General features: G+C 59.2%; 15 protein-coding genes. 6 read left to right on the forward strand and 9 right to left on the reverse strand.

The features are described 5' to 3' along the window. The first annotated feature begins 51 nt into the window (after positions 1 to 51). Positions 52 to 1,794 carry a tannase/feruloyl esterase family alpha/beta hydrolase gene (locus tag GCN78_RS12870; RefSeq protein WP_152252063.1) on the forward strand — a complete coding sequence of 581 codons (1,743 nt, stop codon included), beginning with the start codon at positions 52 to 54 and terminating at the stop codon, positions 1,792 to 1,794. Between the two features lie 205 nt (positions 1,795 to 1,999). On the opposite strand, the gene GCN78_RS12875 is transcribed toward GCN78_RS12870, so the two are convergent. Next, positions 2,000 to 3,505: a glycosyltransferase family 39 protein gene (locus GCN78_RS12875; RefSeq protein WP_152252064.1), complete on the reverse strand. Its 1,506-nt coding sequence runs from the start codon at positions 3,503 to 3,505 to the stop codon at positions 2,000 to 2,002. A gap of 613 nt (positions 3,506 to 4,118) precedes the next feature. Between GCN78_RS12875 and GCN78_RS12880 the strand changes: the two genes are divergently transcribed. Then, positions 4,119 to 4,535, forward strand: a complete 417-nt coding sequence (locus GCN78_RS12880) for a GNAT family N-acetyltransferase (protein ID WP_152252065.1) — start codon at positions 4,119 to 4,121, stop codon at positions 4,533 to 4,535. A 143-nt stretch (positions 4,536 to 4,678) separates the two neighbouring features. Here the strand turns inward: GCN78_RS12880 and GCN78_RS12885 are convergent, their stop codons facing one another. Beyond that, positions 4,679 to 4,990, reverse strand: a complete 312-nt coding sequence (locus GCN78_RS12885) for a monooxygenase (RefSeq protein ID WP_152252066.1) — start codon at positions 4,988 to 4,990, stop codon at positions 4,679 to 4,681. Further along, on the reverse strand, positions 4,987 to 5,604 hold the full coding sequence (locus GCN78_RS12890) for a tautomerase family protein (protein WP_226939609.1): 618 nt from the start codon (positions 5,602 to 5,604) through the stop codon (positions 4,987 to 4,989). Before GCN78_RS12890 ends, GCN78_RS12885 begins: the two co-directional genes overlap by 4 nt. Here GCN78_RS12890 and GCN78_RS12895 point away from each other — a divergent pair. Next, positions 5,603 to 6,520 (forward strand): LysR family transcriptional regulator, encoded by a 918-nt coding sequence (locus GCN78_RS12895; RefSeq protein ID WP_193316715.1) that lies wholly within the window; start codon positions 5,603 to 5,605, stop codon positions 6,518 to 6,520. The two genes, GCN78_RS12890 and GCN78_RS12895, sit on opposite strands and share 2 nt — an antisense overlap. Before the next feature lie 153 nt (positions 6,521 to 6,673). Here the strand turns inward: GCN78_RS12895 and GCN78_RS30030 are convergent, their stop codons facing one another. Beyond that, positions 6,674 to 7,207: an alpha/beta hydrolase family protein gene (locus GCN78_RS30030; protein ID WP_152252068.1), complete on the reverse strand. Its 534-nt coding sequence runs from the start codon at positions 7,205 to 7,207 to the stop codon at positions 6,674 to 6,676. Between GCN78_RS30030 and GCN78_RS29315 the strand changes: the two genes are divergently transcribed. Continuing rightward, a complete protein-coding gene (locus tag GCN78_RS29315; protein WP_193316724.1) occupies positions 7,100 to 7,534 on the forward strand; it encodes a hypothetical protein in 435 nt (144 codons plus the stop codon). The genes GCN78_RS30030 and GCN78_RS29315 overlap by 108 nt on opposite strands. Positions 7,535 to 7,576: 42 nt before the next feature. Here GCN78_RS29315 and GCN78_RS12905 read toward each other — a convergent pair whose 3' ends face one another. Both GCN78_RS12905 and GCN78_RS12910 read right to left on the reverse strand, forming a co-directional pair. Then, the gene (locus GCN78_RS12905) at positions 7,577 to 8,134 is read right to left on the reverse strand and encodes an NADPH-dependent FMN reductase (protein WP_152252069.1); all 558 of its coding nucleotides are present in this window, start codon (positions 8,132 to 8,134) and stop codon (positions 7,577 to 7,579) included. Between the two features lie 126 nt (positions 8,135 to 8,260). Next, positions 8,261 to 8,719: a tautomerase family protein gene (locus GCN78_RS12910; RefSeq protein ID WP_152252070.1), complete on the reverse strand. Its 459-nt coding sequence runs from the start codon at positions 8,717 to 8,719 to the stop codon at positions 8,261 to 8,263. Positions 8,720 to 8,775: 56 nt separating this feature from the next. On the opposite strand from GCN78_RS12910, the gene GCN78_RS12915 reads away from it, so the two are divergent. Next, complete coding sequence (locus GCN78_RS12915) at positions 8,776 to 9,798, forward strand: GlxA family transcriptional regulator (RefSeq protein WP_319633132.1); 1,023 nt, start codon at positions 8,776 to 8,778, stop codon at positions 9,796 to 9,798. Between the two features lie 182 nt (positions 9,799 to 9,980). Here GCN78_RS12915 and GCN78_RS12920 read toward each other — a convergent pair whose 3' ends face one another. Continuing rightward, positions 9,981 to 11,174, reverse strand: coding sequence for an MFS transporter (locus GCN78_RS12920; RefSeq protein ID WP_152252071.1), 1,194 nt, complete (start codon positions 11,172 to 11,174; stop codon positions 9,981 to 9,983). 3 nt (positions 11,175 to 11,177) lie between these two features. Next, on the reverse strand, positions 11,178 to 11,405 hold the full coding sequence (locus GCN78_RS12925) for a type 1 glutamine amidotransferase family protein (RefSeq protein WP_193316716.1): 228 nt from the start codon (positions 11,403 to 11,405) through the stop codon (positions 11,178 to 11,180). A gap of 149 nt (positions 11,406 to 11,554) precedes the next feature. On the opposite strand from GCN78_RS12925, the gene GCN78_RS12930 reads away from it, so the two are divergent. Next, positions 11,555 to 12,463, forward strand: a complete 909-nt coding sequence (locus GCN78_RS12930) for a LysR family transcriptional regulator (RefSeq protein WP_152252072.1) — start codon at positions 11,555 to 11,557, stop codon at positions 12,461 to 12,463. A gap of 276 nt (positions 12,464 to 12,739) precedes the next feature. Here the strand turns inward: GCN78_RS12930 and GCN78_RS12935 are convergent, their stop codons facing one another. After that, entirely contained in the window at positions 12,740 to 13,729 is a 990-nt protein-coding gene (locus GCN78_RS12935) for a LacI family DNA-binding transcriptional regulator (protein WP_152252073.1), read from the reverse strand. Positions 13,730 to 13,992: the final 263 nt, after the last annotated feature.

A 13,992-nucleotide genomic window follows, 5' to 3' on the forward strand; every position in this document is an offset into this window, starting at 1 on the left:
GTCCGCCGTCCGGCTTCGTTTTTATCAAGTTAATCAAATCGGGATGACAACATGACACGCTGCTTCGTTCGATATAAACAATGCCCGCCTGCCGCCGCGGTGCTGCTCGCCTGCCTGGGCGCCATCGCCACCGCGCCGTCCTACGGCGCCAGCTTCGAGCAACGCTGCCTGGCGATGGGCGACAAGGCGCCGCCGTCCACCACCTTCCGCGTGCGGCAGGCCATCTATCACCCCGAGGGCGAGCCCCAGGAAATCCGCCTGGAGCAGGGCGGCACGCGCATGGCTAAACTGCCGGCCCACTGCGAATTGATCGCCGAGACGCCGGCGCGCCAGGCTGACGGCCAGCGTTACGCCATTCGTTTCCGCCTGCGGCTACCGTCGGACTGGAACAACCGTTTCCTGTTCCAGGGCGGCGGCGGCAGCAATGGCGACATCGGCGACGCCACCGGCAAGCTGTACGGCGCCGACGACACAGCCATCGAACGGCGTTACGCGGTGCTGAGCCAGGACTCCGGCCACGACAACGCCAGCAACAACGACCCGCTGCGCGGCGGACAAATGGTGTTCGGTTCGGACCCGACCGCGCGCAGTGACTACGGCCACGCGTCGCTCAAGCGCAGCGCCGACGCCGGTCTTTGGCTGGTTCGCCATTACTACGGACAGAAGCCGCGCTATAACTATTTTGTCGGCTGTTCCAAGGGCGGGCAGGAGGGCATGGCGTTCGCCCAGCGCTACCCTGAAGTTTTCGACGGCATCATCGCTTCCGCGCCGGGCTTTGCGCTGCCCAAGGCGGCCTTGGCGGAGGCCTGGGATACGCGCGCCTTCAGCCGTGTTATCCAGACGCCCGGCGCCGCCGGCTTCGACGTTTCGCGCTTGCACACTGCCTTCAACGGTGTGCAGCTCAAGCTGGTGCGCGAGGCGATCCTCGATGCCTGCGACGCCGACGATGGTCTGCGCGACGGCATGGTCGCCGACGTGGATCGCTGCACCGACCAGAAGGTACTGGCGCAGCTGCGCGGAAAGATCTGTCCGGCCGGCGGCGCGACGAGCGACTGCCTGAGCCAGACGCAGATCGATGCGCTGGTTGAATCGATGCGCGGGCCGTTGGGCAGCGCCGGCCAGGCCCTCTACAACCGCTGGTTCTGGCCGTCCGGGATCGACAGTCCGGCATGGCGCGTATGGAAGATCGGCTCGGAGGATGGCCAGGTGCCGCCGCTTAACGTGGTGCTGGGCGGCCAGGCGCTGGCCTCGGTGTTCAGCACGCCGCCCGTGATGTTGCCGCCGGGACCGCAGGCTCTGGCGGACTTTCAGATGGGACTTGACTTCGACAGTGCGGCGGCAAAGGTTCAGGCGGTGGTGGCGCCATTCCGGCACTCGGCTTGGGAAGACATCTCCGCGCGCTCGACTGACCTGACGTCTTTCAAGGCGCGCCACGGCCGTCTGATGGTCCCGCACGGGGAATCCGATCCGGTGTTTTCGCTGGCGGACACGCTGGACTGGTACGACCAGTTGAACCGGCGCGAGCATGGCCGGGCCGGCGAGTTCGCGCGGGTGTTTCCCGTGCCCGGGATGTGCCACTGCTCGGGAGGTCCGGCCACGACGGAGTTCGATTCTCTGGCGGCGATGGTGGACTGGGTGGAGCACGGCCGTGCGCCGGACCGTCTTGAGGCAAGCGCGGGACCGGGCACGCCATGGCCGGGCCGAACCCGTCCGCTTTGCCCTTACCCGCAAGTGGCGCGCTACCGCGGCAATGGCGATCCCGAGAAAGCAGAGAATTTTGCTTGCGCACCTTGAAAAGTGGGGGCGGCCTCGCGCTGAAGCGCGAGGTAGTGCGGTACATTATCGACCACCGCAGCTGCACTCTACGGCGGGCCTGTACGCTACGCTCTTTGTCGCTGGCCAATTAGCCAGCGACAGCAAATTCCGCACCCTGACCATCATGCAAAGAGGTCAAGGACGAACCCTGCCAGCTGGTCAGAGTACGCAAGCCTTTTAGAAGTCACTGTGGCAAAATGTAGGCGACTCCAAAATGATGGTAACGTTTTCCTTTCACAGTCACCGCTGGCTGAACAATTGCATCTGGAAATCTGCTGGCAAGATAGTGAGGCAGCGCAAAACCTTCCTCGCGCATATTCCACACGATGACAGCTCCGGCCCTTTTGATTTCCTCGGCCTTTGCCCAGGGGCTTACATGGAGATCCGCATGAGAGAAAATGACGGAAGGGCGGTCCTTTGCGTAAAATGCCACATTTCCTGCATTCCATGTACTTCCTACGACATATTTCAATGGTTTTTTCGTTATTGTGCTCCACCTGTTATTTATCGAACTGCCAAAATTTTCGCCAGGAAAGTTAACGGCCTGCTCATTCCCGGTGATATCAGTTCCATATATTTTCTCGGCGACAAAGAACGATGCGGGAAATACCAATAGCACAATCCAGGCACGGATAAAATGGCGAAAACGTTTTTTTGTTAAAATTGGCTGAAAAATAAGAACAATAAAAATTCCCGTAAAGAGCCACAGCGGTGCACCCCACATGGCCCGCAGTGGCCGCTGTGCAAGCAATGACAGCAACAAGGAAAAAATAATTGGTCCCAGAGCTAGAACAGCAATATAGCAAAAGTCAAAGTCGTGCCATCGCGCCCTTAAACAGATACGGGACGAGCGCCACCTCCAAAAAAATGATGCCACTAGCAGCATAGGTGACAGTGCCAAAAACTGCGCACCGATGAATGAAAAGTATTCTTTGATAAAAGTAAATGCGTGTGGAATTTCAGGCGCCCGCTTCCCGACATATTTTATTGAAATAAAGTCGCTTTCAATGATCCAGTATACATGTGGAGCAAATACCAGTGCGGATGTCAATGCAAGCAACCACGGTCCTTTCGACCTTAGACGGTCGCGGGAAGTCGGGTGAATAAGAACAAATATGGCAATGGGTACGATATATGCCCCCATAGAATAGCGCGACAACAAGCCCAAGCTGGAAACCAGTCCTGCCAGCATCCAGTATCTCAGCTGATTATCCTGGATCGCCTTATGTAGCAGCCAGGCAAACAGGGCAGAAAATGGCATCTGCAATATGATGTCATTCAATTCCAAAACAGGAAGGCTGAGATAATAAATGCCTTCCAGCAACAACGCACCGACCAGTGCCTGCATCTCAGTGGCAACTCGCCGCCCCAGTTGCCACACGGCGAAGAAAACAGTGGCAACGCACAGTTGCCCTGCAAGATAGCTGATCCATATCCCTCTGTTTGACCAAGAGGTAATGGTCTGTATCACCCACGGAAATAATGGTGGATCTTTCTCATAGCCAAGTTGCCATTCTTTCCCCCAGGCCAAACCCTCCGCCATGTCGAGCGCAATATTGCGTTGAAATAATAACGGCAATATGATCCAGATGGTCACATGCGCCAAAACGGCAATTGAGAAAATTTTCTTCAGTGTGGAGGGGGTGGTTTCGTCTAGGGATTCCGATGCGGTGATCGCTTCTGATTTCATGTCTTCTCTATTTTTCAGGTAATGTCCGGTGCATCCCGACTGCACCGTGCCTCTCGATGACTGTCATGGCTTGCATATGGGACGAACGCGCTGACGAGAGATGGATCAGCGGTGGACTATAACGATGCATCATGGAGAATCTGTGGAATTTGGATGAATGGTTCTTAAAGTCGCCCCATTGGAGTGCAGATAGTCCACGCTGACTGAAGTTGGAGATAGGGATGTACCAGCAGAGAGCGCCAAGACAGCGATGCGTGCATCGATCCTTGTTGCGGGCACTGCCTCGATGGCATTGTCGTCGGTACGGGCGCTTGGTAAGGTAACGCTTATGAAAGATGCTATTTTTCTGAGGCAGAGCTTCAATTTGCGCTCCGGCATGGACCTTGGCTGCCCCCTGAAGTATGGGGGACGTTGGGGGAAGGCCAGATTTTCATGGGAGAGCATATGAATCCGAGTCGCCGTGTCATCGTCGTGCTCGACTTCAAGAGTGCAGCTGAGGCGCGTCATCTCGCTGAGCGCCTTGACGTGTCAGCTCCGAGATCTTGTTTACTATAGGCGCCCAACTCTTCCATGGAGCGGACACGCAAGTTGTCCCATCATCATTTTTGAAGTCATGCATATCGTCCGCCGTCGCGCCCGTCTCGATGACATCCCGTTCCTGCTGACGCCACGCTGTCAGACGATGGATCAACACCTGGCTGCGTCCGGCCTCAGTGCCAGTGAGGCCGATCATCGCGTACGCATCATGTATCGATTTGACTGCGCTGACGTGTTGCTGCGAGGCGCGGCACCGGTTGGTTTGCTTAAGCTCTTGCGCGATGGAACTCAATGGCAACTAATTCAAATTCAACTTAGTCCAGACCTGCAAGGTCAAGGCGTTGGCAGCCAGCTTCTTGCCAGCACGATCGCCGAGGCGACTGCCGCAGTTGCGACACTCTCTCTTAGCGTGTTGAAGACAAACCCAGCAAAGGCGCTACTGTATGCGGCCAACTATGGCAACGCAGAGCCTTGTTCTCCCGGGCGCGCCTGATGAAGTATTCACGCTTCAGAAAAACTCTCTTTGATATCGGGAGCGCGTTCTCACACAGTCCGCCCCGAAAGCGGGCCTTCAAATCTAAGTTCAAGCACGCCACTCTTTTCATGGCGACAGTTGGCCGCGTGTTCGCTTCAGTCTCAAAAATCGACAATTCGCTTGGTATCCGGCTCGATGTGAATGAGTGTGTCAAATATCTGGATCAGTGGCGGATTGCCATACACCGACTCGACCATCGCCACGTAATCAGGTCCATGCCACCGATGCGCTGCCTCGAAACTCTTCCAAATGTAGACGCCGCCACCCAGTAGGCTTTCCTCATCAAAGTAATAATACTTCTCGATAAGATCAACATTTTTTGCCCATTTGTTCGCGCTCCTGCGGTACATGTCGAGCGCGCGGACACGAGTCGTACCAGGCGCAAGGTTAAACGATACGAGTACGGTGATCATCGCTGAACGCTCCGATCGGCGACTGCTTCGCTCATTGTGACGCTATCGACATTCGCGTTGCTATCTGCGCCATGAAAGGCTCCGGCGTTGGCATCGGCGCGGACACTAGCGATCATCGCACGCTGATGCCGATACTCTTGCGTCACGCCGCCATACCCATAGGCAGTGGCCCGGCAATCGATGATGTGCACATTGGAATGCGGGTGAATGTTTCCTATCATCCGTGACAACAGCTCGAATGCAGCTCGATGGAACACGGCCTTCTGCGATTTTGTGTTGGTTTCGTCAGTAATCGTCACTTCAAGCCGGAATGAATTTTTGCCCAGTTCTGCCAATGAACGCCGACCGATAAACCAATGTTCGTGAGGAAAGTACTGGATCATCACCATCGTCTGGCTTGGCTCCTTGTCAAGCACTGAGCACGTTAGGCTGGTCAGTTCTTCTGCGAAACGTCCGGTTTGATCGTGATTCTCACGACCTGATACTCTGAGCATAATGCCTGGCATGTCAACCTCGAAGCTGTTGTGAAGGGACCTTGAGTTTGCAATAAAGCTTTCCAGCTGAAAAGCGGGAAGATATGATGGCATCCATCGATAAAACAAATGGATAGACATGCGCCGCTTTGACCTCGAGCTTTTGCACACTTTGGCAACGGTTGCCGAAGCCAGGAGCTTATCCGCGGCTGCAGTGCGTTTGTCCCGCTCACAGTCGGCAGTGAGCGAACAAATCCGCAAGCTCGAAGAATCCTGCGGGCTAACACTTTTCTTGCGCGGAAAAAATGGTACGACCTTGACCCCAGTGGGGGAGCGCCTTCTCGGTCATGCCCGCGGAATATTGTCACTAAGCGATGCCGCCTACCTGGACATGCAAGGCATCTCGCTAGCCGGTGAGCTTAGGTTGGCAATCACCGATTATTTTGAACCAGCAGGGCTCGCGACGATTTTAAAGCGGCTCCATGATCAATATCCAGCGTTGCGGTTGCATGTTTCAGTACGTAAGAGCGTGCAGATCGAACAGGAATCGGGTTCTGGGGAATTTGATATCGGTCTGTCGATGCGGATTGTGGGGCAACCGATGATCGATTCGGCTAGGCGCGATAGTTCTTATAAATGTATTCCGATTCGACGTGAGCGCCTGGCATGGGTCGCGGCGCCTTCGTTTGCATTGCGAGAACCCGAGCCGCTGCCATTGATTGCGCTGCCTGACACCTGTTCGCTTCAGCGGTACATGCTTGCGAAGCTTAGGGATAGTAGTGTGACCCATTTCGTTGCGCATTCCACATCAGGAGTCGGAGGACTCCAATCGGCGCTATCAGCGGGGCTTGGCGTGGCGTGCCTCAATGCTTCGGCAGTGCCGGCGAACGTAACGACTTTTCGTGGTCGTAAAGAATTGCCGATAATGCCCGACGTCGAATTCAATTTGCTTGTCCCTCAAGTCTTCAAGACAGCTTTCGCTGCCGAGGCGGCAGAACTGCTAGCCGAGCAATTTAGGCAGGGCGCGTCTCAGAATTCGGCTTGTAATGTACGTTAAACTTGCGTATGGGGTGTTCGCCCAATTCCCGTCCGAGCGCAGGGGATAAATCTAGAGTCGCGGAAAATCCGTAGATGAGGTCTAACGTTCCTGTTCAGTGGCGGCGTGGACGCCGTCCGCTGAAAGCTGTTGTTCGACAGCGCTTACCCGCGATCAGGCCTCGCTCATGGACGCCAACAGCCAGCGACGAAGGATCGCATGGGCATCGCTATCTGGATCAAGGTATTCCATGTGACCCGTACCCGGCAATTCGAGGATCTCTACAGTGTCACCTGCTGCCTCTGCTGCCCTTGCGTAGCCTCGTGAAAGCTCGATGGGGACCGCATCATCGGCAGTGCCATGAAGAATGAGCTGTCTGACGCGCAAGGGGAGCATCTCCATCGGCGATGCTGCACGAAGTCGGTCCGGATACTGTCCCGGGGGGCCACCAAGCAGTTCTACCACTGCTTCACCTCCAACCTTTCGGACGTAAGCCTCGGCAAGGTCAGCAACAGGTGCCAATCCGACGACAGCCCGTATATGAACTCCTGGCAATGAGGTGTTTCGAGCGTGACTGCGCCCAGCACCCCACAATGCGAGATGGCCACCGGCAGAGTGGCCGATCACGATGACGCGGTCAAGATCGACGTCAACGCCTCCGACACAAAGGTCCGCCAGGTAGTCGATGCCAGCGGCAACATCGTCCATTGTTGCCGGTCACCCGGACTGAGGCGTACCCAGCCGGCGGTATTCTATATTCCAGACGGCAAGACCGTGTGCCACCAAGTCGCTAGCGATGGCGGTCATCTGATCACGACCATAAGGCATCCGCCAAAACCCACCGTGCAGCAGGCAAACAACGGGCGGCCGTGGTGTTGCGGGAAGGTACAGATCCGCTTGCCGGTCGGCGGACGCGCCATATGGGAATGTCTGCATCGTGGAACGCCGGTCGGTCTTTTCCATGCTTGTTTTGCCCCGTCTGTCGAACCTGAAGCGGACATCAACGAAGTTGACGCGTTAATGCCGACAGTCTGATATCTAAACCCATGATCAAAAGTGAAAAATTGACGTGGCGTATTATTGCTCTGCCCATGGAGTACAAGTTGGCGCCGCCGCGGCCTGAAGATGTTCTACGATTGCCTGAATCGCTTGCCGCAGTGTTGCACTGCTCACGGGATCATGTGCGATGGCAAGCGGGTCGGCCTGCTTGCCCGGCAAGTGCAGCGTGGCGCAAGCATCGTGGATGATCGTGGCCGACATCGTTTCCAGGACCAGCTTCAAGGCGGCTTGCGCCGCGGATGCTCTCGGCGAGGTATTGAACAGCGCGACGGGCTTTCCCGGGAAATCCGGACTGCCTACCAGCCAATCGAGCATGTTCTTGAACGATCCGGGTATGCCGCGCGCGTATTCGGGGCAGGCAATCAGGAGGCCGTCCGCCTGACACACGCGGCTGCGCAAGTCAACGATGCTCTGCGGAAGATCGGCATCGAGGTCTGGAGTAAAGTGAGGCAGCTCGCCAATCGCATCGTAATGTTCGATGACGATGCCTGGCGGCGCCAGCAGGGCAGCCGCGATGAGTGTGTGCGTGTTGGACGATGCAGCGCGCAAGCTGCCGGACAAGGAAAGTAAACGCATCTTGAGTGAACCGTGATCGATCGGGTGGATAGTATGGCATGTCCGGCATACGGCCGGCACGCGCTGTGGCAGCTAGCTGCCGTCGGGATGGTGCCGGCGCAGTCAAGGCGGCACCCGTTGACCGCGTCAGGCGCGGGGAAGCAATGCTTGAAGATGCGCGAAGCCTGCAGCCTGCGCGAAGTCGGGAAGCCGCCAGACGGCGCCGTTGGCACCCCAGCTGCCATCGGCTACGTCATGCAATATGACGGACGTCGCCAACTGGCGTTGCTCGGTCGCTGGCAGAGACTGCTTGAAGGCCGCGTGCACCAGGTCGACGTACACGGCCTGGGAAGCACCGTCCAGGACGCCAGACGGAACGTAGATCACGGCAAGGCAGGGCAGCAGCTTTGCGCTCATGTCGCTTGCGCCGCAGGTCCACGATCCTGGCTCCACTTCGTCGATGATCACCCAGCACATCGACCGCTTCCGCGGGTCGTCGGGAATTTGCTCCGCGGCAGCGGCGGCGTCGTTCAGCTTTTTTACCAAGGTGGCGCGATGCTCGGTTGGAAATGCATCTTTCGGTATCTTGACGAGAATGTTAGGCATGGTCAGCTTTTCTGTGTATGAATCGGAGCTTGTATTACAACCTCGATTGATGCAGAATGAAAGTGTCTGTTTTGACATATTTCAAGCTTTTTCAGCCAATGCATGATTTCACGGTTCTTGTCTTGCCAGGCGCTTTTGCGTCGAGTGTCGCGTTGACCCTGGATATTTTATCGGCTGCGGCGTCGCTGGCTGCAACGGTCGCTTGCGCCACGCCGCGCTGGCGCGTGGTTGCCATGCAGGGCAGTGTCCAGCTTAAGCACGGCATGAGCATCGACGCCCAAATTCTGCCGAAAACCGCCCGCCCGGATGGTACTACCTGGGTCGTGCCCGGCCTCGGCATGGAGAGTCCGCGCGCCATCAAGGAGCGCCTGGCGCAGCCCGACGCGCTGCGCGCCGTGCAGGCCTTGCAAGCGCATGCGCAAGCAGGGGGGAGCGTGGCGGCGTCGTGCTCGGCCGTTTTTCTGCTGCAGTCCGCCGGCCTTCTGGCTGGGCGACGGGTCACCACGTCATGGTGGCTGGCGCCGCTATTGCAGCAGCTGGAGCCGGGCTGCGTGGTCGATGCCGACCGTATGGTGATACGCGATGGAGCGCTCGTGACCGCCGGAGCGGCGCTCGCGCAGACCGATTTGATGTTGCACCTGTTGAGTACCCAGTTCAGCCCGGCGCTCGCCGACGCCGTATCGCGCGCGTTGTTGATCGATGGCAGGCAATCCCAGGCACAATTCATCGTTCCCGCCATGCTCGCCAATGGCAACGAATTGATCGCGAAGCTGGTGTCGCGTTTCGAGTCCGCCTTGCCTGATCCACCCGGGGTTTCAGCGTTGGCGGCGGAATTTTGCATGTCCGAGCGCACGCTCTCTCGGCACGTACGAGCCGCCACGGGGCGCAGTACGTCGGCTTTACTGCAGAGCGTACGGCTCAACAAGGCGCGCATGCTGCTCGAAACGAGCAAGTTGACGGTCGAGCAGGTGGCTGAACGCGTGGGCTATGTCGATACGAGCGCACTCCGGCGTTTGATGCGCAAGGTGACAGGAGTGACGCCGCGGCAATTTCGGCCGGCAGTTTCGCCTCCCATGTAAGGAACCGAGCAACTCGGCGGCAGCGGGGCAATCTGCGCACCGCAATCAGGCTACCGGAATACCCAACCTCAAAGCAGACTTGGCAACGTTCTCTTCACCACCTGCCGGATGTAGCGCGCTAAGGTTACATCTCCGGCCGTAATGCGCACAGAAGACTTCACAAAAGGCGACAGGCTGCGGGGTTACCCCGACAATTCGACGCGATACGCGGATGCCTTTCGCATCTGCCAAAGCATCCAGACGATACCCAGACCCACCGCAATAGCGCCGACCCAAGCCGTACTCGTCAGGCCCATCGCTTCCAGGCTGGCGCCTCCCAGCAGCGAACCCAGCGCGATGCCGCCATTGAAGCCTGCGATATTTAGGCCAGCCGCGACTGCCGGCGCTTGTGGCGCGTGGACGTGTGACAGCCCGATTACCCGTGCTTGCAAAGCAGGCACCGCCGCATAGGTCAGTGCACCAAGCAGGCCTGTCAGAAGTACCATCAACGGCAGCGATGATGCCGAAAACCATACCAGCAGCAGTACCGCGGTCAGGCCTGTCAACACAATCATCACAGCAAAGTCCGCGCCCCTGCGGTCGGCCAAGCGTCCGCCCCACACGTTGCCGATCGCAGCCATCACGCCGTAACCCAGCATCAGCAGGCTGCTGTTGCTTTCGCTGATCCGTGTGACTTGCAGCAGGACCGGCGAGATGTAGGTGTAGAGCGTGAAAGACCCTGCATAGGCCAGCACCGTGATGCCAGCCCCGGCCAGCAGGCGGGGATTGAACATGGCGTTGAGGCCATCCATCGCGTTGGCCTGCACTGAGCCATCGTCGCGATCCGTCGGCATCAGGGCTAGCAAGCCGATGAATCCGATAGTGCCACTCGCCGCCACGGCCATGAAGACGACCTGCCAGCTCAACGTGCTGCCCAGGTAGGTGCCGAGCGGAACGCCCAGCGCCAGAGCCAGGGTCAGGCCACCGAATACCACCGCAATCGCCGTGCCGGAACGCTGCCGGCCCGCCAGTTGCGTGGCAACGCTGGAGGCCACGGCGAGGAACACGCCATGCCCCAGTCCCGACGCAAAGCGAGCGATCAACATGGGCGTTAGTGCATCGGATTGGCTGACCACCATGTTGCCCAGCGTAAACAGCGCCATTGCAAGCAACAATAATCTCTTGCGCGGCCAGCGTGTGGCCAGTGCCGTCAGACCCGGCGCACCGATCACCGCGCCAAGCGCATAGGCCGTGACCGCCGTGCCGACCTGGCTGACGCTGGCATGCAGGTCAGCGGAAATGGTGGATACCAGGCCGATGGTGACGAACTCGGTGAAACCCAGAGCAAACGCACAGAGTGCGAACACATAGATGACGAAAGGCATGCGCTCGTTCATGGCTCAGGCCCAATCCGTTGAGGCAGCCGCCAGCCGTGACAGCGTCGTTTCGGTTACGCCCTTGGTCGAAGTGGGGTTGACGAAATCGACTGCATCGCCGGCATGGGCCTGCACCCGGCATGGATGGGTGGATTCGGAGAGATAGACGCCGCTCTGCGCGGTGCCGGGGGCGCAGGACGGTCCTTTGCGGTCGTGGTCGGTCGGGACGAAAAGAATACGTTGAGTCATCATAGGCTCCTGCAAGTGGATTGAGCACGTCGTCATGGGCTTCCCGAGGGAGCGTGCATTGCGACATGAAGTGCTGGGAGTGTCATTCTGATGATTTTGATATATCCTTGAAATGAGCAAAATAGACAAACACTTTCCACGGAATGACCTAAATGGCTTTGCGCAATCTGGATGACCTCGCGGTGTTCGTGCGTGTGGTAGAACGCCACAGTTTTTCTGCTGCGGCACGCGACTTGCACCTCGCACCCAAGACGGTCAGCAAGCAGATCGCCCGGCTGGAGCGAGCGCTGGGTACCACACTGTTCGAGCGCAATACCCGTAACCTGCGCATTACCGGCGAAGGCCGCGCCATCGCCGAACGGGCGCGGGTCGCCTTGGCGGTGCTGGAAGAAGTGCAGGAACTGGCGACCGGCGCCAGTCAGGAACTGAATGGCATCATCCGATTGACGGCGCCCATGCCGTTCGGCCGCAAGTTCGTGGCGCCGGCGATCCACGACTTCTGCCGGCTGCATCCCCGGGTCGGCTTCGACCTGCGCTTGTCCGACCAGGTGCAGGATCTGTACAGCGGCGACCTGGACCTGGCGATCCGCATGGGTGAGCTGGCCGATTCGCGATTGGTGGCGCGGCGCATAGCCGACAATCGGCGCATCCTGGCGGCATCTCCTGCCTATCTAGAATCGCATGGACAGCCCGCGCAGCCGGAAGAGCTGGAACAGCACAACTGCCTGGTATTCGCCTATCCGGGGCTGCTGCAAAGCACCTGGCCGCTGCGCAAGGGCCGCCGGGAGATGCCTGTCGCGGTCAGCGGTACGCTGTGCAGCGACAGCGGCGACGTACTGCATGCGTGGTGCCTGGCAGGGCTGGGCATCTCGTTGCGCGAAACCTGGGACATTCACGAGGAATTACGCGACGGGCGACTGGTGCGCGTGTTGCCGGAATGGGACGCCTCGCTCTCGAAAATCAGCATTGTTCGGGCGCGGCGAGAGCCTGTGCCGCGTCGGCTGACGGCGTTCAGCGATTTTCTGTTCGATCGCTGGCAGCGAGCGCCGTGGGATCATTGATATCACTCCCTGCTGTTGGCGCATCGCATACGTCTCTACCGGACGCGAAGCTTCGTAGAAAATCTTGTAGGGCTTACCCACTGTTCGTCCAGCGTGTGACGCTGGCGAGTGAGAGGTCGTCTATAGTGCTTCGTCCCCGGTCGAGCGCCACCTCGCGCACGCGCTTGGTCTCGTCGGTCCTGAAGAAGCCCTCCATCAGCCGCATATTGGAGTTGGCGATGAGTGCACGGGCGATGCCGACGTGCTGGTGCCTGGCCGTCCCGCTACAGGCGCACCCTAAGGACAGCCGCAGGAGCGGCGGATGCGCATGGTCGCGGGCATGCGCACCACGCTGCGCGCCGCGTCCGGCTCCCTGATGCGCCGGATCAGCAAGCTCACCGCGCGCGCACCGATGTCTTCCAGCGGCTGGGCGGTGACGGTCAGGCTGGGGCTGAACAGGTCGGCCCAGTCGAGGTCATCGAAACCGGCGAAGGCTATTTCCCCCGGTATCTCCACGCCAGCCTCCTTCAGCGCGCGCATCGCGCCCAGCGTCATCAGGTTGTTGCCGGAGACGATGGCGCTGGGCCGGTCGGGCAGGGCCAGCAACGCGTGCACTGCCAGGCGCGCCGGTTCGACGCTCGATTCGCCGCACGCCACCAGGCGCTCGTCAATGGCCACCCCGGCCGCCGCCAGCGCCCTGCGGTAGCCCGTCAGCCGCTCGCCGCTGGTCGAGTTCCACTGCGCCCCGGACAGGTAGCCGATGCGGGTGTGGCCGTGTTCGATCAAGTGCGCCACCAGCGACTGCATCGCCTCGGTGTTCTCGACGCCGACCTGGTCGAATGGTGTCGGCAGCAGATGGTCGACCAGCACCGCCGGGATCTGGTTGGCCTCCAAATACTTCAGCGAGCGCAGCGCGCCGTCATTGGTCGGTGCCATCAGGATGCCGTCGACCCGGCGCTGGTGGAAGGCCTGGACCACGCGCAGTTCCTGCTCGGGGTCGTCGTGGGTGTCTGCAAACAGCATCATCAGGCCGGCCTTGCCGCAAGCGGTGTCGATGGCCCGGACGATTTCCGAAAAATAGTGGTTGGCGAACGTCGAGATGGCCACGCCTATCGTGCTCGTGGTCGAGCGCGCCAGCGAGCGCGCCAGCGAGTTGGGGATGTAGCCGGCCGAGGCGATGGCCAGACGCACCACCTGCTCGGTCTCCGGGTCGACCCGCCGGGTCCCGTTGATGACGTGGGAAACGGTGGACACGGATACGCCGGCAACCCGGGCGACGTCGTTCATGTTAGCCAAAGAGCGGCCCTTCCATTGTTTTGTGTTCAGTCGTGCAGGATAGCACGGCCAGGCGCAAGCGCTTGCGCGTAGAGATGGGGAAAATTGCAAAGTGTCAAAAATTAGTGGTTTTTTCACCGCGCAAGCGCTTGCGCAAGCGCTTGTATGTGTCGTACTATCTATTCGGAGCTTGAAATGAGCTGGCCGCCGGCACCGCGGCGAGCCCGTTTTATTGCACCGCGCGCAGACGCGGCCTCCGCACCAGCCGACTTGGC

The organism is Janthinobacterium rivuli (genome assembly GCF_009208735.1).
Lineage (GTDB): Bacteria > Pseudomonadota > Gammaproteobacteria > Burkholderiales > Burkholderiaceae_D > Janthinobacterium.